We start from the raw sequence: 22,680 nt of genomic DNA, 5'->3' as shown, positions 1-22,680 counted from the left end.
CGCGAAAAGGCCGCTACGCCTGGCCGGGCGCCCGCACCGGAATGTTCATGATGGTCGGCGGCTCGGCGGGCGCCTGGAAGAAGTCGTTGCCCTTGTCGTCGACGACGACGAACGCCGGGAAGTCCTCGACCTCGATCTTCCAGACGGCCTCCATGCCGAGCTCCTCGTACTCGACGACCTCGACCTTCTTGATGCAGTCCTGCGCGAGCCGCGCGGCCGGGCCGCCGATCGAGCCCAGGTAGAAGCCGCCGTGCGCCCCGCACGCGTCCGTGACCTGCTGGGAGCGGTTCCCTTTGGCCAGCATCACCTTGGAGCCGCCGGCCGCCTGGAACTGCTCCACGTAGGAGTCCATGCGCCCGGCCGTGGTCGGCCCGAAAGAACCGGAGGCGTAGCCCTCGGGGGTCTTGGCCGGGCCCGCGTAGTACACGGGGTGGTCCTTCAGGTATTGCGGCATCTCTTCGCCCGCGTCGAGCCGCTCCTTGATCTTGGCGTGCGCGATGTCGCGGGCGACGACGAGCGGGCCGGTGAGGGAGAGCCGGGTCTTCACCGGGTGCTTGGTGAGCTCGGCGAGGATGGCGTCCATGGGCTGGTTGAGGTCGATCTTGACGACGTCCTCGTCCGCGCCGAGGTGCTCGTCGGTCGTCTCGGGCAGGAACCGCGCCGGGTCCGTCTCCAGCTGCTCCAGGAACACGCCCTCCGCGGTGATCTTCGCGACGGCCTGGCGGTCGGCCGAGCAGGAGACCGCGATCGCGACCGGCAGCGAGGCGCCGTGCCGCGGCAGGCGCACCACGCGCACGTCGTGGCAGAAGTACTTGCCGCCGAACTGCGCGCCGATGCCGATCTTCTGCGTCAGCTCGAAGACCTTCTCCTCAAGATCCTTGTCCCGGAAGCCGTGCCCGGTAGCGGAGCCCTCGGCGGGCAGCTCGTCCAGGTAGTGCGCGGAGGCGTACTTGGCGGTCTTCAGCGCGAACTCGGCGGACGTGCCGCCGACGACGATCGCCAGGTGGTAGGGCGGGCAGGCCGCCGTGCCGAGCGAGCGGATCTTCTGCTCCAGGAACTTCATCATGGAGGCCTCGTTGAGGACCGCCTTGGTCTCCTGGTAGAGGAACGACTTGTTGGCGCTGCCGCCGCCCTTGGCCATGAACAGGAACTTGTACGCGCCGCCGTCGGTCGCGTACAGCTCGATCTGGGCCGGGAGGTTGGAGCCGGTGTTCTTCTCCTCCCACATGGTGAGCGGGGCCATCTGCGAGTAGCGGAGGTTCAGCTTCGTGTACGCGTCGTAGATGCCGTGCGACAGGGCCTCCTCGTCGCCGCCCGCCGTGAGCACGTTCTGGCCGCGCTTGCCCATGACGATGGCCGTGCCGGTGTCCTGGCACATGGGGAGCACACCGGCCGCCGCGATGTTCGCGTTCTTCAGCAGGTCCAGGGCGACGAACTTGTCGTTGCCGGACGCCTCCGGGTCGTCGACGATGCGCCGGAGCTGGGCCAGGTGGGCCGGGCGCAGATAGTGCTGGATGTCGTGGATCGCCTCGGCGGCGAGCTTGCGCAGCGCCTCCGGCTCGACCTTGAGGAACGTGCGCCCGTCGGCCTCGAAGGTGGACACACCCTCCGAGGTCACCAGCCGGTACGGGGTGGTGTCCTCTCCCAGCGGGAGCAGATCGGAGTACGCAAACTCTGGCATGACGCCCAATTCCTCACTCGGCAGACAGCGACGCGGCCTCCATTGGCAGCGCCCGACCAGCGTAGAACGCGCCCGGGCCGCCCTTCTTGTGAGGTAAGGCTCAGTTGGCCGCGCCCCGCTTCCGTACCGGTCGCGACCGCCCCCTTCAAGGGGTAGTCGCGATCTATCGCGTTTGGGTACGCTGCCCGCGTGGACCTAGAGAAGCGTTCCCAGACACCTTCCGCCAAGGCGCCCGCCCGGCTCCGTGCCTCGGACGCCGACCGAGACCGCGCCGCCGACATCCTGTCCGAGGCGCTCGCCACGGGCAGGCTCGACCCGCAGGAACACGCCGAGCGCATCGACGAGGTCTACAACGCCAAGACCGTCGCCGAACTGGAGCCGCTCGTCGAGGACTTGCCCGCCGTCGACGACAGCGGCCCGTCGTTCGAGAAGGCCCCCGTCCGCCCCGCGCCCGGCGACGTCCCCGAGGCCCCCGACGAGACGGTGTACGCGGTCTTCGGAGACGCGGTCCGCAAGGGCCGCTGGCGCGTGGCCCGTCGCACGCATGTGTACGCCGTCTTCGGTGACGTGGAACTCGACCTCAGCGAGGCCGTCTTCGAGCACCGGAAGGTCGTGATCAAGGGCTTCGCGATCTTCGGAGACGTGAAGATCCGCGTCCCGGAGAACGTCTCGCTGCACGGCCGCGGCACGGGCGTCTTGGGCTCCTGCGAAGTGGACACGCTCGACGCCCAGGACAAGGACGCCCCGGAGGTCTACGTCGAGGGACTCGCCGTCTGCGGCGACATCAAGGCCCGCGCCAAACGCGGCAAGCTCATCCGTGACCTGCGCGGATATCTCCGCAAGAAGCTGCAGGGCTGAGCGCGCCGTCGCGCACCGGCGCGCGGCGGTGGCGAGGGGCAACGAAACGATCCGGCCAAGCCCGCGATCCGGCAGGAACCTGAGCTTCCGTACACCGGAACTCAGTGCATAGGCCCGCACACAGCGGGTAGAGCTTGGTGCATCGTCTCTCGCTCGCGAAGCCGTCGTCAGGAGTAGACCGTGCTGCAACCGACGCATCAGTCCCTGCAGGTCGCCGTCCCGGCTGAGGGGGCCTCCCCTGCTCGAGCGCAGAGTGCTTGGGGCGGGGTGCCAGTGCGAGAGAGGGACCAGGACAACCCATGGCACTCGGACGCCGTGTGCCGCCGGGACGAGGCCGGATTGTTCTTCGCCCCGTCCAAGGAGCCCACCGCCGCCCGCCTCTCCCGCGAGGAAGCCGCGAAGCGCGTCTGCGCCCGCTGCCCCGTGATGGTCGAGTGCCGTGAGCACGCCCTGCTCCAGCCGGAGCCGTACGGCGTCTGGGGCGGCCTGACCGCCGCCGAGCGCCGCGTGGTCCTCGCCCGGCGCCGCCGGCGCGACCTGGAGCTGCAGAAGGCCACCCGCGCGGCGGCCGGCACGATCGCGGCCGCGGGCTAGCGGACCGTCACGGCCGCACGCCTGCGGACTCTTCCGTACGACGACGGGGGCGCTCCCCGCACGGAGCGCCCCCGTCGTCGTACGCCACCCGCCGCTTCGTACGCCCCCGCTACTTCCGCCCCCGCTACTTCGCGCGGTCGAAGTCGATGGCGCTGTAGGCGCGCAGCTTCGACAGGCGGTGGTCGGAGTCGATCTTCCGGATGGTGCCGGACTTGGACCGCATCACCAGCGAGGAGGTCGAGGCGGACTCGGCGCCGTAGCGCACGCCCTGGAGCAGTTCGCCGTCGGTGATGCCGGTCGCGACGAAGAACACGTTGTCGCCGCTGACCAGGTCGTGGGTGGAGAGCGTGCGGTCCAGGTCGTGCCCGGCGTCCAGCGCGCGCTGCTTCTCCTCGTCGTCCTTGGGCCACAGCTTGCCCTGGATGACGCCGCCCAGGCACTTGATCGCGCAGGCGCTGATGATGCCCTCGGGGGTGCCGCCGATGCCCATGAGCAGGTCGACACCGGTGCCCTCGCGCACGGCCATGATCGAGCCGGCCACGTCGCCGTCCGAGATGAACTTGATGCGGGCGCCGGTCTCGCGGATCTCCTTGACGATGCCCTCGTGCCGGGGGCGGTCCAGGATCATCACCGTGACGTCCTCGGGCGCGGACTTCTTGGCCTTGGCGACCCGGCGGATGTTCACCGCGGCGGGCGCGTTGATGTCCACGTAGTCGGCGGCCTCCGGGCCGGTGACCAGCTTGTCCATGTAGAACACGGCGGACGGGTCGAACATGGTGCCGCGGTCGGCGGCGGCGAGCACCGCGATCGCGTTGGGCATGCCCTTGGCGGTGAGGGTGGTGCCGTCGATCGGGTCGACGGCGATGTCGACCTCCGCGCCGGTGCCGTCGCCGATGCGCTCGCCGTTGAAGAGCATCGGCGCCTCGTCCTTCTCGCCCTCGCCGATGACGACGATGCCGTTCATCGAGACGGTGTGGACGAGGGTCCGCATGGCCCTGACGGCGGCACCGTCCGCGCCGATCTTGTCGCCGCGGCCGACCCAGCGGCCCGCGGCCATGGCGGCGGCTTCGGTGACCCGGACGAGCTCCAGGGCGAGGTTGCGGTCGGGGGCCTCCGGGGAGACCTCGAGTTCGGACGGCAGGGAGTGATGCTCGGTCATCGAGGCGCACCTTTCTGATACGACGACGGCCGGGTGCCGTGGCGGCCGGGTGAGGGTGATGGCTCGACTCTATCCGCAGGTCGAAAGAATGAGCAGAGGGCCCCACACGTGAGCGCGGGTGGGGGTGCGGCCCGGGGCGCGGTGGGGACCTGCGACGATTGGGGGCGTGGCAGGCAGAAATGGCAAGCAGACCGTGCGGAACATGCTGCTCTCGATGGCCGTCATCGGCATCGTCGTGGCGGTGAGCTACGTCTTCATCCCGCACGACGAGTCCAAGGACCCCGTCAAGCGCGTCGACTACCGCGTCGAGCTCCTGACGGCCCGGCGGGCCGCGGCCTACCCGGTGGCGGCGCCCCAGGGCCTGCCCAAGTCGTGGAAGCCGACGTCGGTGCGGTACAACGGCGCCGCCCACGACAGCTGGCACCTGGGCTTCCTCGACCCGTCCGGTGAGTACGTCGCGATCAAGCAGTCCACCGCCAAGCCCGCCGAGTTCATCGACACGGCCACGCAGGGGGCCAGGAAGACGGACCGCACGCAGAAGATCGCGGGGCGGACCTGGCAGCGCTACGAGGGCACCCGCTACGACGCGCTCGTCCTGCGCGACAAGGGCGCCACGACGGTGGTCGCGGGGACCGCCGGGTTCGGGCAGCTCACGGCGATGGTGGAGTCGCTGGAGATGAAGCGGACGCCGATCCGGACGGGCGCGTAGACCGGGAGATCCGGGCGTTCGGACGACGTGAGAGGCCCCCGGCGGTTGCCGGGGGCCTCTCACTTTGTGGTGCGTCGTGGCGCGGCGGCTCAGACGGTCGTGATGACGTCGTCGTACGCCAGGCGCGGGGAGCGCGGGAACCAGGCGTCCTCGCCCGGCTTGCCGATGTTGACGACCATCAGCGGGGTGTGGTCGTCGTCCAGGAACTCCTTCTGCACGCCCGCGGGGTCGAACCCGGTCATCGGGCCCGCGGCGAGGCCCGCGGCGCGGATGCCGACGATGAAGTAGGCGGCCTGCAGCGCGGCGTTCAGGCCGGCGGCCCGCTCGCGGGCCGGGCGCTCGGCGAAGAAGGCGTCCTTGGCCTGCGGGAAGTGCGGGAAGAGCTGCGGCAGCTCCTCGTGGAACTCGTTGTCCGCCGACAGGATCGCGACGAGCGGCGCCGTCGAGGTCTTCGGGCGGTTGCCCTCGGCCATGTGCGCGACCAGGCGCTCACGGGCCTCGGGGGAGCGGACCAGCGTCACGCGCAGCGGCGACTGGTTGAAGGCGGTGGGGCCGTACTTGACCAGGTCGTAGATGGCCTGCACCTGCTCGTCGGTGACGGGCTCGTCGGTGAAGGTGTTCGCGGTGCGGGCCTCACGGAAGAGCAGGTCCTGGGCGGCGGGGTCAAGAACGAGAGACATCTCTTGCAACCTTCTCGATACGTGGCTGAGGGCTCCGGACGGTGGTGGCGGAGCGCCTGGGCGGTGCTCCGGTGCCGGCCGGTGAGATCGACAGTACGACAGTGAGGTTCAATGTTCAACTAAAACGGGCGTGTGGTGATCCGCTTCACAGGGGTGGGGGTGGATCGGGCGGGTGTCTTGGGGGCGCCCGGGTGGCCCAGGGGGCCTGGGCGCCCCAGGCGTCCTGGGTGCTCTAGGCGTCCTCGGCGTCTTCGGCGTCCGAGTCGTCCTCGGTGGCCGGGTCCGCCAGGGCCGCGTCCAGCCGGGCGCGGGCGCCGTCGAGCCAGCGGCGGCACGCGGCGGCCAGCTCCTCGCCGCGCTCCCAGAGCGCCAGGGACTCCTCCAGGGTCGTCCCCCCGGCCTCCAGGCGGCGCACCACCTCGATGAGCTCGTCCCGGGCCTGCTCGTAGCCGAGCGCCGCCGCTTCCGTTTCCGTGTCCGTCCTGCTGGTCATGCGCCCACCCTAGATGTCGACTCGTACGGTGAATTCGCCCTCGGCGACCCGGGCCCGCAGTTCCTCGCCGGGCGTCACCTCGTCCGCCGCCCGGACCACCGCGCCGCCGTCCTGCTTCTTCTGCAGCACCGCGTACCCCCGCTGGAGCGTGGCGGCGGGGGAGAGGGCCACCACGCGCGCGTGCGTGTGGGTCAGCTCCGACTCGGCGCGGTCCAGGAGGTGGCCGAGGGTGCGGCGTGCGCGGTCCACGTACGCCGTGATCTGCTCCTCGCGCTCCTCGACCATGCGGTGCGGGCGCTCCATGGCGGGGCGGGCCAGGGCGTGCGCGAGGCCGCGCTCCTCGCGGTCGAGGAAGGCCTCGACGCTGCGGCGTGCGCGGTCCCGCAGGAACGCCACGCGTTCGTACTCCTCGCCGACGTCCGGCACGACCTTCTTCGCGGCGTCCGTGGGCGTCGACGCGCGCAGGTCGGCGACGTGGTCGAGGAGGGGGTTGTCCGGCTCGTGGCCGATCGCGGACACCACGGGCGTACGGCACGAGGCCACGGCCCGCACCAACTGCTCGTCGGAGAACGGCAGCAGGTCCTCCACGCTGCCGCCGCCGCGCGCGACGACGATCACGTCGACCTCGGCGAGGGCGTCGAGCTCCTTCACCGCCTGCACCACCTGGGGGACGGCGTGCACGCCCTGCACCGCCACGTTGCGCACCTCGAAGCGGACAGCCGGCCAGCGGTGCCGGGCGTTCTCCAGGACGTCCCGCTCGGCGGCCGAGGCGCGGCCGCAGACCAGGCCGATGAGCTGCGGCAGGAACGGCAGCGGCCGCTTGCGCTCCGGCGCGAACAGGCCCTCCGCGGTGAGGGACTTCTTCAACTGCTCCAGGCGGGCGAGCAGTTCACCGACGCCGACCGGCTTTATCTGCGCGGCGCGCAGGGAGAGCTGGCCCCGCGGGGCATACCACTCCGGCTTCGCGTGCACGACCACGCGGGCGCCCTCCGAGACGACGTCCGCGACGGCGTCGAACACCTGGCGGTAGCAGGTGACGCTCACGGAGATGTCGTGCGACGGGTCGCGCAGCGTCATGAACACCACGCCCGCGCCCGGGCGGCGGGAGAGCTGCGTGATCTGACCCTCGACCCACACCGCGCCGAGCCGGTCGATCCAGCCTCCGATGAGGCGGGACACCTCCCCGACGGGCAGGGGGGCGTCCGCGGACGTATTGAGACCCATCCCGCGAGACTAGCCCCCGCCACTGACAGCGCCTCCGTCTGCGGGCACCCGTGCCGCCCTGTGGGCAGCTGGTCCCGCAGCTTCGCACCCCGCCCGCCCTGTGGACAGCTAGTCCCGCGGCTTCCTACCCCGCCCGCCCTGTGGACAGCCTGTCCCGCGGCTTCCCACCCCGCCCCCGCCCTGTGGGCAGCTAGTCCCGCGCTTCCTACCCCGCCCGCCCTGTGGGCAGCTGGGCCGCCCAGTGGGCGGCACGGGTGGGCACAGGGCGGCCCCCCGCGGCGCCGGGCAACGCACTCTCCGTAACCCCGGCCCCGGCTCCCGGCAACCGTCGTCCTACGGCACGTGCGCCTCCCCCCGCCGCACCCCCTGAGCAACCAGCACCACAAAACCCACCCCCAGCCAGATCGCCCCCACCACCTGCGCGGAGCCGGAAGCCTCGGCAATGACGGCGACCACGATCGCGGCCCCGAGCACGGGCACGAGAATGTGCCGCCACCAACTCACCTCGCCACCCCGGCGACGTACCGCGAACCAGCCCACCACACTCGCGTGCAGCAGGAAGAAGGCCGTCAGCGCCCCGATGTCGACCACCGACACCAGATGGTCCATGCCGTCGTCCCGCCGCGCCGCCCACACGGCCGCGACCAGCGTGACGACGGCAGCGCACAGCAGCGCGATCCGGGGCGTGCCGGACTCCGTCTTCGACAGCATGCGCGGCAACCGCCGTTCACGCCCCATCGCGAAGAGCAGCCGCCCCGCCGCGGCCTGCCCCGCGAGCGCCGCGAACGCCGCCCCGATCGCCTTGCTGACGGCCACCAGGTCGTGCAGCCAGTCCCCGACCGCCGAGTCCACGGCCACGTAGAACGCGGACCCCTGGTCGCCGGGGTTGTCGGCGAGGTGGGCCGACGACGTCGGCGTCATCAGCGCCACCAGATACGTCTGCACCACGAACAGCACACCGGTGAGGGCCAGGCAGAACAGGACCGCCCGCGCCACCTTCGCGGAGCCGCCCGTGACCTCCTCCGCGAACGACGCGATCGCGTCGAAGCCGAGGTACGACAGGACCGCCACCGACACCGCGCCGACCACCGCCGACAGCGCGAACGCCCCCTGCGTGCCGTCCCCCGTGAGCGGCGACAGCCACCCCCGCTCCGCGCCGTCCCGCGCGAGCACCACGACGGCCGCCACCACGAACACCAGAAGGACCACGATCTCCAGCGCGAGCACCGCGAAGCCGACCCGCGCCGCGGGCCGCACCCCCCACAGGTTCAGCGCCGTCGTCAGGGCCACCGCGATCGCCGTCCACACCCACCGGGACACCGACGGCACCAGCTCGTTCATGGCGATCCCGGAGAAGAGATACGCGACGGCCGGGATCAGCAGATAGTCCAGCATCGCCATCCAGCCCGCGATGAAACCGGGCCCGTTTCCGAGCCCCACGCGCGCGTAGGCGAACACCGAGCCCGCCTGGGGGACCACCTTCACCATCTGCGCGTAGCTGAAGGCGGTGAACGCCATGGCGATCGTCGCGATGACGTAGACCAGCGCCACCGCTCCGTGCGACTTCGCGTCGAGCGTCCCGAAGACGCCGACCGGGGCCATCGGGGCGATGAACAGCAGTCCGTAGACGACGAGGTCCCGGAAGCCGAGACTCCGCCGCAGCCCCTCACCCCCGGCCGCGGGCGGGGGCGCCTCCGCCTCTGGCGGGGGCCCCTCACCCTCGGGCGGCAGGGGCGCGTTCGGCGTGTGGGCGGACATCGGGCCTCCGGGTGCCTCCGCTGGTCACAAACTGGCTCCCAGTCTCCCCATTGAGGCGATCTTTGACCTGTCGTACGCGGCCTTACGATGGTCCCTATGACTGCAACGCCTGGCTCCCGCCGTGTCCTGCTCGCCGCTCCCCGTGGCTACTGCGCGGGCGTGGACCGTGCCGTGATCGCCGTCGAGAAGGCCCTGGAGCAGTACGGGGCCCCGATCTATGTCCGCCACGAGATCGTCCACAACAAGTACGTCGTGCAGACCCTGGAGAAAAAGGGCGCCATCTTCGTCGACCAGGTGGAGGAGGTGCCGGAGGGCTCCATCGTGATGTTCTCCGCGCACGGCGTCGCGCCGACCGTCCACGAGGAGGCCGCCGAGCGCAAGCTCGCGACGATCGACGCGACGTGCCCGCTGGTCACCAAGGTCCACAAGGAAGCGGTGCGGTTCGCCAAGGAGGACTTCGACATCCTCCTGATCGGGCACGAGGGGCACGAGGAGGTCATCGGCACGTCCGGTGAGGCCCCCGACCACATCACGCTCGTCGACGGCCCCGAGGACGTCGCGAACGTCGAGGTGCGCGACCCGGACAAGGTCGTCTGGCTGTCCCAGACCACCCTCTCCGTGGACGAGACCATGGAGACCGTCGACGCCCTGAAGACGAAGTTCCCGGGCCTGATCTCGCCGCCCAGCGACGACATCTGCTACGCCACGCAGAACCGCCAGGTCGCGGTGAAGAAGCTCGCGGAGGACGCCGAGCTGGTCATCGTCGTCGGCTCCAAGAACTCCTCGAACTCGATCCGCATGGTCGAGGTCGCCCTGGAGGCGGGCGTCCCCGCCTCGCATCTGGTGGACAACGCCGACGAGATCGACGAGGCCTGGCTGGAGGGCGTCACCACCGTCGGCCTGACCTCGGGCGCGTCCGTCCCGGACGTCCTGGTGGACGGCGTCATCGAGTGGCTCGCCGAGCGTGGGTACGCGGACGTGGAGACGGTGAAGACGGCCGACGAGTCGATCACGTTCTCGCTGCCCAAGGAGCTGCGCCGCGATCTGCGCGCGGAGGCCGCGGAGCTGTCGACCGGGAAGTGACTGTCAGTCCGGCGTCGTAACGTTGGGTCCATGCAGATCTTCGGTGTGGACATCGGCGGATCCGGGATCAAGGGGGCACCCGTTGACCTGGAGCGCGGAGACCTGGCGCAAGAGCGGCACAAAGTGCTCACGCCGCACCCGGCCACGCCCGACGGCATCGTCGAGTGCGTGCGCGAGGTCGTCGAGCACTTCGGCTGGACGGGCCCGGTCGGCGCGACGTTCCCGGGCGTGATCACGGACGGCGTCGCGCGCTCGGCGGCGAACGTCGACAAGAGCTGGCTCGGCGCGGACATCCGGCGTCTGGTCTCCGAGCGCCTCGGGGGCGCCCCGGTGACCGTCCTGAACGACGCGGACGCGGCGGGCGTGGCCGAGATGCACTTCGGCGCGGGCCGCGGCCGCACGGGCACGGTCATCATGCTGACCCTCGGCACGGGCATCGGCAGCGCGCTCTTCACCGGCGGCCACCTCGTGCCGAACACCGAGCTCGGCCACCTGGAGCTGGGCGGCCACGACGCGGAGAAGCGCGCCTCCTCCAAGGCCCGCGAGGACGAGGACCTGACCTGGGAGCACTGGGCGCACCGCGTCCAGAAGTATCTGGCCCACGTGGAGATGCTGTTCTCACCCGAGCTGTTCGTCATCGGCGGCGGCGTGAGCCGCAAGGCCCACAAGTTCCTGCCCCTGATCAAGGGCATCAAGGCCGAGATCGTCCCGGCCGAGCTGCAGAACAACGCGGGCATCGTGGGCGCGGCGATGGCCGCCGGGGCGGCGACGCGGGGGGTATAGGCCGTGTAGGCCCCCGAGCCTGGAGGGCCTAGGACGCGGGCACGCGCCGCTGCGGCGGATGCCCCGGCGGCCGCACCTGTCCGCGCCGCTGCTGTTGCTGCCGCTGCTGCCGCCGACGCGCCATGAGCCTGACCTTGCGTACGGTCACGATGACCCCGGCGACCAGCGTCCCGCCGTACAGCCAGCCCGCGTGCAGCGCCAGCGCCGTGAGCAGCCCCATGAACTGCCCGCCGAAGCCGCCGGTGCCCTCGGTGATCGGCAGCACCCCGGCCGCGAACGCGATCGGCACGGAGACGGGCGCGCTCACCAGGTCGGCGGGCCGCACCCACAGCGCCGTGAGCGCGCTCACCGGCAGGAACAGCACGCCGTACGCGACGATCGAGCCGCCGCCGTCGAAGAGCAGCCGCAGCAGGCACGCGAAGAGAAACATCACGGCCGCGGCGAAGAGCCCGCTGCCGAGCCCGGTCAGGCGCGGATTCGGCATGCGGCGCAGCGCGCGGTACAGGGGCATCCGGCTGACCTTGCGGTACAGCGGGGTTCTGCGCAGGGCGCGGGCGAGCGGCGACGCGGGCCTGCGGGGGTGCGGCGGGGTACGGGGGACGGGGGGCTCCGCGGGGCTGCCTTGTTCGGGCAGCGGCGCGGTGCGGCGCGGCCTGGCGCCCGGCGGACGAGTCCTGTGTTGCTCCACCGGACCAACCTAGGTCCGACCGGGCGGTTAATCCGGTTTGGGACACGCGCTTTGGCCGAGCTTGGCCGAGCGTTCGACAGGGCGGCGGTATGGGAGGGGGCCGACGGGGCGCCGGGGCGGTGCGCGGCACGCCGTAGACTGGGGGATCGCCCCGGACGACGAGGGCGGCGCCGCGGCGCCGCCGCCTCCCCGGGCCGCGCCCAGCCAGCCCTCACGCCAGTCCTCACGTACGGGAAGTCGCAACGTGTCGCTCACGATCGGAATCGTCGGTCTGCCCAACGTCGGCAAGTCGACCCTGTTCAACGCCCTGACCAAGAACGACGTCCTTGCGGCCAACTACCCGTTCGCGACGATCGAGCCGAACGTGGGCGTGGTCGGCGTCCCGGACCCCCGCCTCACCAAGCTCGCCGGGATCTTCGGCTCGCAGAAGATCCTCCCCGCCACCGTCGACTTCGTCGACATCGCGGGCATCGTGCGCGGCGCCAGCGAGGGCGAGGGCCTGGGCAACAAGTTCCTCGCGAACATCCGCGAGTCCGACGCGATCTGCCAGGTCATCCGGGCCTTCAAGGACGAGAACGTCGTACACGTCGACGGCAAGGTCTCGCCCAAGAACGACATCGAGACGATCAACACCGAGCTGATCCTCGCCGACCTGCAGACCATCGAGAAGGTCCTGCCGCGGCTCCAGAAGGAATCCCGCATCAAGAAGGACATCGTCCCGAAGGTCGCGGCGGTCGAGGCGGCCAAGGAGATCCTGGAGAAGGGCGACACCCTCTTCTCGGCGGGCATCGCCCAGGGCTCGGGCAACGAGGAACTGCTCCACGACCTGCACCTCCTCACCACCAAGCCCTTCCTCTACGTCTTCAACGTCGACGAGGACGAGCTGACCGACGACGACTTCAAGGCCGAGCAGCGCGCCCTGGTCGCCCCCGCCGAGGCGATCTTCCTCAACGCCAAGCTGGAGGCGGACCTCGCCGAGCTCGACGACGAGGAGGCCCTCGAACTCCTCCAGTCCGTCGGCCAGGAGGAGCCCGGCCTCGCCACCCTCGCCCACGTCGGCTTCCGCACCCTCGGCCTGCAGACCTACCTCACGGCCGGCCCCAAGGAATCCCGCGCCTGGACCATCAAGAAGGGCGCGACGGCCCCCGAGGCGGCCGGTGTCATCCACACCGACTTCCAGAAGGGCTTCATCAAGGCCGAGGTCATCTCCTTCCACGACCTGGTCGAAACCGGCTCGGTGGCCGACGCCCGCGCGGCCGGCAAGGCCCGCATGGAGGGCAAGGACTATGTGATGCAGGACGGGGACGTGGTGGAGTTCCGCTTCAATATCTAGCCGGTGACTCAACACCACTTCGCTGATCTGGCAAACATGCAGGTCATATGGGGTCTGACTCCTCGGGGTCAGGCCCCTTGATTTTTACCGTGCTGGATGCCGACTGAACGCGCGTGCGCTGGGGGCGCTCGTGCCGTGCGTCGGAGGCAGTGACCCAGTCGATCGGCCCTTGCCGCAGCGGAAGCCTCTACCGTCCCTGGGCAGGGCCGGAGATTCGGCCCGGTGGAGCGTGTGTGGGGGAGGCGGCGATGGCCTGGCCGATCGCGGAGGTCGCCCGGATGTCGGGTGTGACGGCCCGGACCTTGCGGCACTACGACGAGGTCGGCCTGCTGGCGCCGGCCTGGGTCGACGAGGTTGAGGCCCTGCGGGGCCACCACCGTCGGCTGCTCGCCGAGCGCGACCGGCTCGATGCTCTCGCCGGCACCGTCGCCCGCACGATCGCCGAACTGGAGCAGTCCAGGAAGGACGGCGCAGATGATCCGGCTGGCCGAGCTGATGGCCGCCGGCCTGCCCGTGGTCGCCGACGCGGTGCAGGCCGAGATCGACACCCAGTACCGGACGCCGGCCCAGAGCCGGGCGGCCACCGCCGAGGAGTACCGCGCGATCGGGCACTGCTGCGTGGACAACGAGGACTGGCGCGCGGTGTACGAGTCGATCGCGCCGGGCCTGGCCGCGTACCAGCGGGCCGCCATCGAGGCGTACGCCGCAACCCGGCTGCGCTGAGCCGGGAGCGGGCCGCCGCCACGGGGGTGCGGCGGCCCTGCCGGCCGTGGGGGAGGGGGGCTGCTGTCAGGCGGCGTGGCCGAGCGCGAGGGTGGCGATGACCGGTGCCAGGTAGAGCACGGGGAAGGCGACGGTCTTGTACGAGCGGGCCCGCAGCACCGTGATGACCGCGCCGCCGAAGTACAGCACCAGGCCGGTCCCGGCGGCCACGCCGATCGCGGGCACCGCGAGGCCGACGAGCAGGCCGAGGGCGCCGGCGGTCTTGGCCAGGCCGAGCAGGGTCCACCACGACTGCGGGATGCCGTACTGGGTCAGCGGCTCGGTGACGAACGCGGCCTTGCGCAGCAGGGAGAAGCCGGAGAAGGCGACCCAGGCGGCGGTGAGCACGGTGACGACGACGGCGGTGGTGGACATGGGGACTCCTCGGGGACAGGGGAGCGGATCGGGTGCTTGCGGCGGCGGCCCTTCAGCCTCGCTGGGGTCGTCGTCATGGGTCTGACGCGCCGGCGCCGGAGAATGTGACAGGCCAACGCCGCGGCACCCCCGCGGCCCGGTGCGTCGGCGTGCTCCTGGGGCCTGCCCGCCTGGCCATGCGCCCCGTCACCTCACAGCAGCGAGACGGCCACAGCGGCAGCGATGGCCGCCGCGTACACCCACGCGGCGGCAGCGACCCACCGCACGCGCTGATCCTCGGTCAGCCGTGTGCGCCCCAGGAGCCATGCCAGCGCCGGCAGCACCAGCACGCCGTGCATGCTCACCCCGTGCACGAGCTTCAGGAAGCCGCCGATCGCGTACGCCTCCTGCTGTCCCCCCGTGTTGGCCTCGGCGACACCCCGGGCGATCATCGCCGCGCCCGTCACCAGCACCACGAGCATCGGCGTCCAGCCCGCCCACTGCGCCAGCCGCATGCTCGGCGCCGACTGCGGATTGCCGCGCAGCGCCTGCGCCACGAACACGCCGAGGACCGCGACCAGAACCACCCCGCCCACCGCGAGCACCGCATAACACACCCGCTCCATGGGGTGCCCGGCCCCGCGCGCGAGCCCGCCCTGCTCCGCGAAGCGAACGGTCTTCCTGAACAAGGTCGTTACGGTCACGGTGCGCTCCGGTGGCAGGGTGCGTTCGGTTGCGATCACCACCACCCTTGCGCCACCGGGCCGCCGAGAGGGATCAGTGCGTGCCGTCGCCGTAACCGCCCGGCAGCCGCCGTCCGTTCGGCGACCCGGCGCGGGACGGGTCAGTCCGACATCGCGACAAGGACACGGCGGTCGCCGGTGAACGGGCGGCGGCCGTGTGCGAGCAGCACATTGTCGATCAGGAGGAGGTCGCCGGTGTGCCAGTCGACATTGACGGCGTGCTCCAGGCCGCGGTCGCGGATCTGCGCGACGTACGCGGCGGGTATGGGGCTGCCGTCGGCGAGGGTCACGTTCTGCGGCAGTTCGTTCTCGGGCAGGAGCTGGGCGAGGGCGGCGGCGGCGTCATCGCCGAGGCCGGCCGGGTGCCACTGATCGGCCTGGTTGAACCAGACCTCCGTGCCGGTGACCGGGTGCCGGGTGGTGGCGGGGCGGAGCGAGGTGATGCGGATGCCGCCGTCGGCCTTCCACTCCCACTGCGCGCCGGTCGGTTCGAGGAAGGCCTCGACGTCCTCACGGTCGGTGGTCTCGAAAGTGTCCTGCCAGCTCTTGCCGAGGCCGTAGCCGTCGTGCAGGTTCTGCAGGTAGCGCACACCGTTCGCGAAGGCCTCGCGGACCTCGTCGTCCAGGGAGTTCAGCCACAGCGCGGCGTCGACGACGGGGGTGGCGCCGCCGCTGCCGGGCTGGATCTGGCAGTAGAAGGCGAGGCGGGCCGGCCAGGCGTGGGCGTAGCTCATCTCGTTGTGCATCGAGATGGTGAACTCCTGCGGGTACTCCGTGGAGGTGTAGACGTTGCTGCCGACCTTGGTGCGGGGGGAGTTGCCGTGCACGTAGGCGAGGCGGTTGGGCAGCAGCAGGTCAAGGATCTCGTCAAGGCGCTCCGGGGTGACGCCGAAGCCGCGGAAGACCAGGCCTTTCTCCTGGGTGAGCAGCCGGGTCAGCTCGTCGCCGCCCATCTCTTTGAGGCGGGCGACGAGTTCGTCCTCGTCTCCGGCGCCCTCGGCCTTGAGGTCCAGTGGTGTCCAGCTGGTGTCGGGGTTCGTCATGGGGTCTGCCTCCAGGTCCTTGGTGCGGTCGGCGGCCGGTGCGGCCGCTTGCTCGACGGGGGAGAAGTGGTCGCCCGCACGGGTGTGCGGCGCGAGGCCGCCGGCGCCGGGCCGGCCCGGTCCGGGCCAGGACGGCGGCGCGGCATGCCGGGGCGGCGCCAGGCCGCGACGCCGCACGCGCACCGTGTCCGAGGCCTTCACCAGGTGTGCCGCGGCGCTCGGAGCGGCTCGGTACGGCGAGCGAGGGCAGGGAAGAGGCCGCCCGGGGGCTGCCGTTGTGCGACGTCGGTGTCCTGCTCCCTGCTCGCCGCGTGCGCCTGCGCCTCGCCGTACGGGCGCGGCCGCACGCTTCAGACACGGGTGACTCCGCGCGGCTCGCCCAGTACCTCGGCCTGCTGGAGGATCGCCTGGTGCAGTCGGCACATGGAGCGGCCGGGCTCCACCCCCAGACCGTCGGTGAGCCGCCGCCGGGCCGTCTGGAAGGCGGCCAGCGCCTCCGACTGCCGGCCTTCGCGGTACAGCGCGAGCATGAACAGCTCGGTGAGGCGCTCGCGTTCGATGTGCTGTTCCGCCAGCTGCCGCAGCTCGGGGATGGAGACGCGCCCGAGGCCTGCGGAGAGCTGGAACTCCGTCAGGTCCTCATAGACGGTGAGTCTTCGCTCCTCGAGGTCCGCGGCACTGATCCGGCAGCGTGCTCCGTCCCGTGCCTCCATCAGCGCCGGCCCGCGCCACAGGCTCAGTGCCTCGGTCAGCAGCCGGCAGGCGGCGACAGGGTCGCTCATGCCCAGTTCGTGGCCGGCGTCGGCCAGCGAGGTGAAGCGGACCACGTCCACGGAGTCGGCGGGTACGTCCAGGAGATAGCCGTTGCGGGTGGTGCACAGCCTCTTGCCGCCGTCGGGGCTGACTTCCGATATCGCCCGCCGGATGCGAACGATGTGGGCGTGTAAGGCATTTCGCGCATTGGCCATGCTCTGGCCCGCCCAGAGTTCGTCGATGAACTGGTCGAACGGAATGGCCCTGCCCGGGGACAACGCCAGGAGCGCAAGCACACCTCCGGCCCGCCTGGAAGTCATCGCACGCTTCTTCTCGGCGGACACTATCTCCAGCGGCCCCAGCACCCTGAACTGCACGATTTCCCCTCCCGATTCGATCGAGTGATCGAATGAATTCTGCCTGCCGATGGGGCGATCATGGGCATACCATCTGCACCACGCACGGCCGATCATTTGGTATGGGGGCAGGCGCAGGCCGCCTGACCAGCACCACAGCCGCGGACGCCGGGGCACGCGTGATCATCTTCCGGGCGGGGTCCGCCGTCCGCGAGACGGAACCGGGCGTTCCCCGGCCATATCTGATGACCCAGTCAACCTTCCCGGCCGAACGCCGGCCAAGGCGGCGCACCGCGGCCTTTCATCGACAACTGAAAGTCGTGGCCTGGCGCGATCCGCTCGCCTAGGGTCCACTTTCGGATAACGAGTCCACCCGATGTGACATGACGCAAAACCTGGACCAGGCCCGGCCGCACGCCCCCTTCCGAAGATCCAGAGACCGACCCCTGCCCCCGTACCCGCGTATTCTGTCCGACTCCCGAGGCGGAAACCGAAGACATGACCGATCACGAAACCCTGTCGGCCGAAGAGGTCGAACCCGACGAGTTCCGCGACATGATGAGCGGATTCCCCTCCGGCGTCTCGGTGGTGACCGCCATCGGTCAGGACGGCCTGCCGCGCGGCATGACCTGCTCCTCGGTGTGCAGCGTCTCGCTGGCACCCCCGACGCTCGTCGCCTGTCTGCGGCACGGAAGCCCGACACTGGAGGCGGTCCTCGCCGGCGGGCGCTTCGCGCTCAACCTGCTGCACTCCCGCGCCGAGTCCGTCGCGGTCCTGTTCGCCTCCGGCGATCCCCGGCGGTTCGACGTGACACCGTGGCACTCCGGCCCCACGGCGGGCGGCCCCCACCTGATACGGGACGCGCACTCGATCGCGGACTGCACGGTGACGGTCACACAGCGGGTGGGCGACCACGTCGCGGTCTTCGGCCGTACCCGGCTGATCACCCGTCACCAGCAGCACTCGCCCCTGCTGTACGGCCTGCGCGAGTTCCGCCCCTGGGCAGCCACCTGATCCGGCCGGCCGCGCCGACAAGGCCGCTTCGGCGCCGGCCCATCAGTGCTCAATCAGCGTGGTGTCAGGCGGCCTTGAGAGAGTCCTCGCAGAGGGCCGACCTGTACTGACACCGCCTTGTGGCCCGGAGCGATGCCCCCGCCCCGGCCTCTCGACGACTGCGACGGCGTGTGACAGACAGGCAGCCCCCTGGCAGCAGCCACCGCGGGTCGGCCGGTGGACACACCGCCCCTTCCACGCGCCGTCGAGAGGCAGGTTCGTGCAGAGGATCCACTTCGGCAGCAAGGACCTGCTTCGGGTCAGCCTCAGAGCCACGGCCGGGCCGGCCGTCGAAACCGCGCTCGCCCAGCGCCAACTCGCCACGGGCAGCGGCTCCTGCCCCGCCGCGTGGCGGCAGTACGCCGCCGCCGTCCTTCCGGCGCAGGCGGCCACGGCGCCCGCCGCCCTTCCGCCCGAGGACCCGCAGATCCCTGCCGGGACGGGCCTGTCCGGCGACGGCCTGCTGCCGCAGGTGTGGCGTCGGGCCGTCGAGCCTTGCTGGGACCGGCTGGTGGGCCACCTGGAAGCGGAGTGCGACGCCCGCGGGCGCATCGCGATGTCGGGCGGCGTGCAACAGCTGCTGGCGACGCTGCATCCGAGGATCGGCTGGCGCAACGCCGTACTGACCCTGCCCGGCGGCCCGGACAAGGACATCCGCCTGGGCGGGCGCGGCCTGGTGCTCTGCCCGTCCGTGTTCCTCAGTCACCGGCCCGGGATGATCGTCGGTCCGCGCCCGCACGACGACCATGTGCTCCTCGTCTTCGCCGTACCGCTGGATGCCCGCAGTGCCGAGAGGATCTGGGGGGCACCGCCGCGAGAGCAACGCTCCTCGCTGAACGCACTGGTGGGACGCACCCGCGCCGCGGCACTGCGGGTCCTGCGGGTGGGCTGCTCCACCAGTCAGCTCGCCACCCGGCTCGGCATCTCCGCGGCCGGGGCGAGCCAGCACGCCTCGGTGCTGCGCGAGGCCGGGCTGATCACCACGCGCCGCTTCCGCAACAAGGTGCTGCACACAGCGACACCTCTGGGCATCGCCCTGCTCGACGGACACGGCTTCGGCCCGCACCCGCACCCAAGGGCCCTCCCGCCGGCCCCGCTCGGCGCCGCCCCCGCACGTGGCACCCTGCGGCCCGAAGCCGCGGGCGCGGCCGGGCCGCACACCCCTGGCCCGGCACGCCGCCCCGGGCCCGTCCTCAGCTGAATCACCGGCCGGCCCCCGGCACGCTGCGCCGGCCGCCGGAGCCGCCGGCCGTCGCCCCCGCGCCGTGGGCGCGGCGCGCCAGGGCGCCGCGGTCGAGTTTGCCGCTCAGCGTGAAGGGCAGCGCGGAGACCAGCTCCACACTCACCGGCACCATGTGCGGCGGCAGCAGCCCACCGAGATGCCCGCGCAGGTCCCGAACGTCCGGCACGACCGCGTTCGCCGGCACCACGAAAGCGGCCAGGACCTGCTGTCCCATGCCGTCGCGGACCGGCGCGACCGCGGCCTGGGCCACCGCCGGATGCAGGCACAGCGCCGCCTCGACCTCGGCCGGCTCCACGCGGTGACCGCGGATCTTGAGCTGCTGGTCGAGCCGCCCCAGGAATTCCATCGCTCCGTCACCGCAGCGGCGCACCCGATCGCCCGTCCGGTAGGCCCGCGTGCCGTCCGCCAGGACGGCGAAGCGTTCCCCGCTCTGCTCCGGCGAGCGCCAGTACCCCCGTGCCAGCCCGGCGCCCGAGATCAGCAGCTCGCCCGGCGCGCCGTCCGGGACCGGCTCGAGCCGGTCATCGACCACCCGGATCTGCGTGGCGCGGATGGGGTGGCCGATGGGCACCGTCGCTCCTTGACGCCCCGCCGCCTCGGCCGCCCCCACCTCGTAGGTGAGCGAACCGATCGTGGTCTCGCTCGGCCCGTAGTGATTGATGACGCGGCACCGGCCCCGGGAGCGGACCGTGTCGACGAGTTCCCAGGGCAGTGCCTCCCCGCCGAGCAACAGCGCCTCGCGCGGCAGCACACCGGCATCCCCGAAGCTCAGCAGCGCCGTGAGGTGCGACGGCGTGATCTTCAGGTAGTCCAGGGCCTCGGTCCGGCAGTAGTGCGCGAAGCTCACCGGGTCGAGAACCACCGCGGCCGGGACGAGATGGACGCAGCCGCCGGAGACCAGCGCCGGGAACACCGCGGTGTTCCCGAGATCGGTGGCCAGGCTCGTCACGCTGGCGAACGTCCGTGGCTGGTCCGCGCAGTCCAGCAGCGACACCATGTGGAGCGCATAGTTGGTGAGGCCGCCGTGGGTCACCGCCACGCCCTTGGGGGCACCCGTCGACCCCGATGTGTACACGAGACAGGCGAGATCCGCCGGCCCGGCGGGCCGCAGGTCGCCGGCCGGTGCCGGCGGCAGCTCGTCGAGTTGGATCGTCGTCCCCGTGAATCCCGGCTGCGCCTGGTCGGTGAGCAGGATGCGGGCACCGGAATCCACCAACTGCGCCGTCAGCCTGCTGTCGGGCTGCCCCACGTCCAGGCAGACATACGGTGCGCCGGAGCGCAGCACGCCCAGCAGCGCGACCAGCTGCCCGGTTCCGCGTGCGGCCACCACCGCCACCGGCTCGTCCGTCGTCGCTCCATGGGCGGCGAGCACCTGCGCGATGCGCAAGGTCGCGCGGTCCAGCTCCGCATACGTCAGACGCCCTCCGTCACCGACCAGCGCGGGGCGGTCCGGCCACCGGGCCGCCTGCTGCCGGAACAGCTCCATCATCGTGTGTTCAACGGGCATGAAAACACTCCGCGGTGTGGAACCGGAAAGTTCCACGGGTCATAGGCAGTGAACTTACGGAATTCCGTACCGTGCGGCCGTACATCCGAATTGTGCGGCCACGCGGCTATCGATCCATGAATTCCCATTCCGCGAAATACGCATGGATCCACGTGGATTCGCAAGTCGAGCGTAGGCGCGCGGAGCCTGCCGGGACAGAACTTTCAGCCGTCGATGAAAGTCCCGGCGGGATGGGGTGCCGGGCGACGCAGGGCAGTACCACCGGAGGTGACGCCCCGTCAGTAGTCGTCAGGGCGGCCGCGCATGCCGCGCCGTGTGACGCCCCCCCCGGCGGACGGCACCGGCTGAGTTTCCTCGCGGGCCACCGATCCGGGCGGCCGCCTCCGTTTTAGTTGTTTTGGTGGACGCGGTGGCCGCTGCGCTGACCAGCAACCTTGCCGGGACGGGCCGCACTTGGCCGCTTCTTTGCGATCACGACGGCTCTTGAAAAGAGAAGCATCGGTATTAGTATGAAGCGGGTCTCTTGAGGAGCGTACGGCGTATTGCACGGGGGGTGCAGTGACGGTGAGCCGCGCCCTTCCGTCATGGTCGCCGAACAGGTCCCGCTCTCCCCCGATCCGGTGGATGCCGCCGCTGCCCGCGCCGGGAGGCGCTGGTCAGCGCGTCGCTTGTCTGCATCAGCATGACGGCCACCATGAGGAAGGTACGGGGACGTGGAGATAGAGGTTCGGCATGCCCGGATTGTCGAAAGCATACACACGACAGGGAGTCTGTCGAAAGCGGCGATGGAGGTCGGGATTCCGCAACCGAGCCTGTCGGCCCAGTTGCGCAGAATCGAAAAAGCTGTGGGCGGGAGCCTGTTCATCCGTTCGCCGAGCGGCGTGACTCCCACACCGCTCGGCGAACGTGTCATTCCCATGCTCGCGGTGCTGGCGGAACAGGCCGATGCCATCATCGCCGAGGCGGCCGTGGACACGTCCGGCACCCTGCGGTTCGGCACCGAGGAATGGACGCCGCCGACCCTGCGCGGGGCACTGCGTGCACTGTTTCCCAAAGTCGACGTGCGCACGGAGACCATTCTCTCGATGGACGCCGTCGCCACGGTGCAACGCCGCACACTCGACGCCGCGTTGGTGTCGTGCATGGGCTCGGTCGTCCCGGTCGAGCTCTCCGACGGCGATCTCTCCCAGGCCACGATCGTTCGCGATCCGGTCTGGGTGGCGCTGCCCGCACGGCACCCGCTGGCCGACCACAGTGTCCTGGAGGCAGCGCAGTTGGACGGCCTGTCCTGGATCGGCTATGCCCGGAGCCACTGGTTCTCTCCCGTGGAGCGCTACCTGCTCAACGGCCTGGGCCAGCGCGATCGCCGCGTCTGCCATTACGCAGGGGGATATCACGAGGCCATGAGCTGGGTGCGGCAGATGGGCGCAGCCGCCCTCACCCCGCTCACCGGCGCCACGTCCGACGTGCGCGTCGTGCCCCTGGCCGACACCCAGTACACGGAACTGACGCTGGTGTGGCACAAGGACGCCATGAGCAGCGGCATCGCACGCCGCCTGGTGGAGATGATCCGCCGTTACTACCACCAATACGCACGCTCCTTTCCGAGCTACCGCTCGTGGCTGGGCGACTTGACCGACGGATCGCCGGAAGTCCCCTCACGCATGGCGTTACTGGAAAGCCCACGCGCTTGTTGAACAAGGGCCTCGCGGCGGCAGGGCGGGGGATTGCCTGCCGCCGCGAGGCGGTGCCGCGGCCCCCGGGATGTCCGGGGTCCGCCGCACGGGCGGGTCCGGCCGGGCAAGGGGCCCCGGCCGGTCGTG

General features: G+C 71.1%; 21 protein-coding genes and 1 pseudogene. 10 read left to right on the top strand and 12 right to left on the bottom strand.

What is annotated here, in order from left to right; all coding sequences use genetic code 11:
• Positions 1 to 13: 13 nt before the first annotated feature.
• A complete protein-coding gene (locus AC0KTA_RS13190; RefSeq protein ID WP_481055310.1) occupies positions 14 to 1,681 on the bottom strand; it encodes a fumarate hydratase in 1,668 nt (555 codons plus the stop codon).
• Between the two features lie 189 nt (positions 1,682 to 1,870).
• On the opposite strand from AC0KTA_RS13190, the gene AC0KTA_RS13185 reads away from it, so the two are divergent.
• Together AC0KTA_RS13185 and AC0KTA_RS13180 are read left to right on the top strand one after the other, a co-directional pair.
• Positions 1,871 to 2,539, top strand: coding sequence for a DUF1707 SHOCT-like domain-containing protein (locus AC0KTA_RS13185; RefSeq protein ID WP_481055309.1), 669 nt, complete (start codon positions 1,871 to 1,873; stop codon positions 2,537 to 2,539).
• A gap of 180 nt (positions 2,540 to 2,719) precedes the next feature.
• Positions 2,720 to 3,133, top strand: coding sequence for a WhiB family transcriptional regulator (locus tag AC0KTA_RS13180; protein WP_481055308.1), 414 nt, complete (start codon positions 2,720 to 2,722; stop codon positions 3,131 to 3,133).
• A gap of 124 nt (positions 3,134 to 3,257) precedes the next feature.
• On the opposite strand, the gene glpX is transcribed toward AC0KTA_RS13180, so the two are convergent.
• Positions 3,258 to 4,292 carry a class II fructose-bisphosphatase gene (gene glpX / locus AC0KTA_RS13175; protein ID WP_481055307.1) on the bottom strand — a complete coding sequence of 345 codons (1,035 nt, stop codon included), beginning with the start codon at positions 4,290 to 4,292 and terminating at the stop codon, positions 3,258 to 3,260.
• Between the two features lie 166 nt (positions 4,293 to 4,458).
• Between glpX and AC0KTA_RS13170 the strand changes: the two genes are divergently transcribed.
• The gene (locus AC0KTA_RS13170; protein ID WP_481055306.1) at positions 4,459 to 5,001 is read left to right on the top strand and encodes a DUF4245 domain-containing protein; all 543 of its coding nucleotides are present in this window, start codon (positions 4,459 to 4,461) and stop codon (positions 4,999 to 5,001) included.
• Between the two features lie 89 nt (positions 5,002 to 5,090).
• Here the strand turns inward: AC0KTA_RS13170 and AC0KTA_RS13165 are convergent, their stop codons facing one another.
• From AC0KTA_RS13165 to AC0KTA_RS13150, 4 genes are all read right to left on the bottom strand, one after another.
• Positions 5,091 to 5,681 carry a malonic semialdehyde reductase gene (locus AC0KTA_RS13165; RefSeq protein WP_481055305.1) on the bottom strand — a complete coding sequence of 197 codons (591 nt, stop codon included), beginning with the start codon at positions 5,679 to 5,681 and terminating at the stop codon, positions 5,091 to 5,093.
• Positions 5,682 to 5,913: 232 nt separating this feature from the next.
• On the bottom strand, positions 5,914 to 6,174 hold the full coding sequence (locus AC0KTA_RS13160; RefSeq protein ID WP_481055304.1) for an exodeoxyribonuclease VII small subunit: 261 nt from the start codon (positions 6,172 to 6,174) through the stop codon (positions 5,914 to 5,916).
• Between the two features lie 9 nt (positions 6,175 to 6,183).
• Positions 6,184 to 7,398, bottom strand: a complete 1,215-nt coding sequence (gene xseA, locus AC0KTA_RS13155; RefSeq protein ID WP_481055303.1) for an exodeoxyribonuclease VII large subunit — start codon at positions 7,396 to 7,398, stop codon at positions 6,184 to 6,186.
• A gap of 333 nt (positions 7,399 to 7,731) precedes the next feature.
• Complete coding sequence (locus AC0KTA_RS13150) at positions 7,732 to 9,156, bottom strand: APC family permease (protein ID WP_481055302.1); 1,425 nt, start codon at positions 9,154 to 9,156, stop codon at positions 7,732 to 7,734.
• Between the two features lie 96 nt (positions 9,157 to 9,252).
• On the opposite strand from AC0KTA_RS13150, the gene AC0KTA_RS13145 reads away from it, so the two are divergent.
• A complete protein-coding gene (locus tag AC0KTA_RS13145) occupies positions 9,253 to 10,239 on the top strand; it encodes a 4-hydroxy-3-methylbut-2-enyl diphosphate reductase (RefSeq protein WP_481055301.1) in 987 nt (328 codons plus the stop codon).
• A 30-nt stretch (positions 10,240 to 10,269) separates the two neighbouring features.
• The gene (gene ppgK, locus AC0KTA_RS13140) at positions 10,270 to 11,022 is read left to right on the top strand and encodes a polyphosphate--glucose phosphotransferase (RefSeq protein ID WP_481055300.1); all 753 of its coding nucleotides are present in this window, start codon (positions 10,270 to 10,272) and stop codon (positions 11,020 to 11,022) included.
• A gap of 28 nt (positions 11,023 to 11,050) precedes the next feature.
• Here the strand turns inward: ppgK and AC0KTA_RS13135 are convergent, their stop codons facing one another.
• Positions 11,051 to 11,710 carry a DUF6542 domain-containing protein gene (locus AC0KTA_RS13135; RefSeq protein WP_481055299.1) on the bottom strand — a complete coding sequence of 220 codons (660 nt, stop codon included), beginning with the start codon at positions 11,708 to 11,710 and terminating at the stop codon, positions 11,051 to 11,053.
• 244 nt (positions 11,711 to 11,954) lie between these two features.
• Here AC0KTA_RS13135 and ychF point away from each other — a divergent pair, with 244 nt between their 5' ends.
• Complete coding sequence (gene ychF, locus AC0KTA_RS13130) at positions 11,955 to 13,043, top strand: redox-regulated ATPase YchF (RefSeq protein WP_481055298.1); 1,089 nt, start codon at positions 11,955 to 11,957, stop codon at positions 13,041 to 13,043.
• 248 nt (positions 13,044 to 13,291) lie between these two features.
• A pseudogene (locus tag AC0KTA_RS13125) lies at positions 13,292 to 13,766 on the top strand (MerR family transcriptional regulator).
• Between the two features lie 66 nt (positions 13,767 to 13,832).
• On the opposite strand, the gene AC0KTA_RS13120 reads toward AC0KTA_RS13125, so the two are convergent.
• From AC0KTA_RS13120 to AC0KTA_RS13105, 4 genes are all read right to left on the bottom strand, one after another.
• On the bottom strand, positions 13,833 to 14,180 hold the full coding sequence (locus tag AC0KTA_RS13120) for a DoxX family protein (protein ID WP_481055297.1): 348 nt from the start codon (positions 14,178 to 14,180) through the stop codon (positions 13,833 to 13,835).
• Between the two features lie 191 nt (positions 14,181 to 14,371).
• Positions 14,372 to 14,863, bottom strand: coding sequence for a hypothetical protein (locus AC0KTA_RS13115; protein ID WP_481055296.1), 492 nt, complete (start codon positions 14,861 to 14,863; stop codon positions 14,372 to 14,374).
• Positions 14,864 to 15,003: 140 nt separating this feature from the next.
• Complete coding sequence (locus AC0KTA_RS13110; RefSeq protein ID WP_481056409.1) at positions 15,004 to 15,945, bottom strand: TauD/TfdA family dioxygenase; 942 nt, start codon at positions 15,943 to 15,945, stop codon at positions 15,004 to 15,006.
• Positions 15,946 to 16,295: 350 nt separating this feature from the next.
• Positions 16,296 to 17,018 carry an AfsR/SARP family transcriptional regulator gene (locus AC0KTA_RS13105; RefSeq protein WP_481055295.1) on the bottom strand — a complete coding sequence of 241 codons (723 nt, stop codon included), beginning with the start codon at positions 17,016 to 17,018 and terminating at the stop codon, positions 16,296 to 16,298.
• A 534-nt stretch (positions 17,019 to 17,552) separates the two neighbouring features.
• Between AC0KTA_RS13105 and AC0KTA_RS13100 the strand changes: the two genes are divergently transcribed.
• Both AC0KTA_RS13100 and AC0KTA_RS13095 read left to right on the top strand, forming a co-directional pair.
• Complete coding sequence (locus tag AC0KTA_RS13100) at positions 17,553 to 18,068, top strand: flavin reductase family protein (RefSeq protein ID WP_481055294.1); 516 nt, start codon at positions 17,553 to 17,555, stop codon at positions 18,066 to 18,068.
• Positions 18,069 to 18,327: 259 nt separating this feature from the next.
• Positions 18,328 to 19,308, top strand: coding sequence for an ArsR/SmtB family transcription factor (locus AC0KTA_RS13095; protein WP_481055293.1), 981 nt, complete (start codon positions 18,328 to 18,330; stop codon positions 19,306 to 19,308).
• Position 19,309: 1 nt separating this feature from the next.
• Here AC0KTA_RS13095 and AC0KTA_RS13090 read toward each other — a convergent pair whose 3' ends face one another.
• Positions 19,310 to 20,857 carry an amino acid adenylation domain-containing protein gene (locus AC0KTA_RS13090; protein ID WP_481055292.1) on the bottom strand — a complete coding sequence of 516 codons (1,548 nt, stop codon included), beginning with the start codon at positions 20,855 to 20,857 and terminating at the stop codon, positions 19,310 to 19,312.
• A 713-nt stretch (positions 20,858 to 21,570) separates the two neighbouring features.
• On the opposite strand from AC0KTA_RS13090, the gene AC0KTA_RS13085 reads away from it, so the two are divergent.
• Complete coding sequence (locus AC0KTA_RS13085; RefSeq protein ID WP_481055291.1) at positions 21,571 to 22,554, top strand: LysR family transcriptional regulator; 984 nt, start codon at positions 21,571 to 21,573, stop codon at positions 22,552 to 22,554.
• The last annotated feature ends 126 nt before the right edge of the window (positions 22,555 to 22,680 follow it).

The organism is Streptomyces sp. Y309, from assembly GCF_056712025.1.
This window is presented reverse-complemented; position numbering and strand designations above follow the sequence as displayed.

Excerpts from the sequence above, each read along its gene's own strand:
- AC0KTA_RS13105 (WP_481055295.1), bottom strand. The coding sequence starts at position 17,018 with ATGACTTCCAGGCGGGCCGGAGGTGTGCTTGCGCTCCTGGCGTTGTCC.
- AC0KTA_RS13110 (WP_481056409.1), bottom strand. The coding sequence starts at position 15,945 with ATGACGAACCCCGACACCAGCTGGACACCACTGGACCTCAAGGCCGAG.
- ppgK (WP_481055300.1), top strand. The coding sequence starts at position 10,270 with ATGCAGATCTTCGGTGTGGACATCGGCGGATCCGGGATCAAGGGGGCA.
- AC0KTA_RS13145 (WP_481055301.1), top strand. The coding sequence starts at position 9,253 with ATGACTGCAACGCCTGGCTCCCGCCGTGTCCTGCTCGCCGCTCCCCGT.
- glpX (WP_481055307.1), bottom strand. The coding sequence starts at position 4,292 with ATGACCGAGCATCACTCCCTGCCGTCCGAACTCGAGGTCTCCCCGGAG.
- AC0KTA_RS13090 (WP_481055292.1), bottom strand. The coding sequence starts at position 20,857 with ATGCCCGTTGAACACACGATGATGGAGCTGTTCCGGCAGCAGGCGGCC.
- AC0KTA_RS13160 (WP_481055304.1), bottom strand. The coding sequence starts at position 6,174 with ATGACCAGCAGGACGGACACGGAAACGGAAGCGGCGGCGCTCGGCTAC.
- AC0KTA_RS13165 (WP_481055305.1), bottom strand. The coding sequence starts at position 5,681 with ATGTCTCTCGTTCTTGACCCCGCCGCCCAGGACCTGCTCTTCCGTGAG.
- AC0KTA_RS13190 (WP_481055310.1), bottom strand. The coding sequence starts at position 1,681 with ATGCCAGAGTTTGCGTACTCCGATCTGCTCCCGCTGGGAGAGGACACC.
- AC0KTA_RS13150 (WP_481055302.1), bottom strand. The coding sequence starts at position 9,156 with ATGTCCGCCCACACGCCGAACGCGCCCCTGCCGCCCGAGGGTGAGGGG.
- AC0KTA_RS13100 (WP_481055294.1), top strand. The coding sequence starts at position 17,553 with ATGACCGATCACGAAACCCTGTCGGCCGAAGAGGTCGAACCCGACGAG.
- xseA (WP_481055303.1), bottom strand. The coding sequence starts at position 7,398 with ATGGGTCTCAATACGTCCGCGGACGCCCCCCTGCCCGTCGGGGAGGTG.
- AC0KTA_RS13120 (WP_481055297.1), bottom strand. The coding sequence starts at position 14,180 with ATGTCCACCACCGCCGTCGTCGTCACCGTGCTCACCGCCGCCTGGGTC.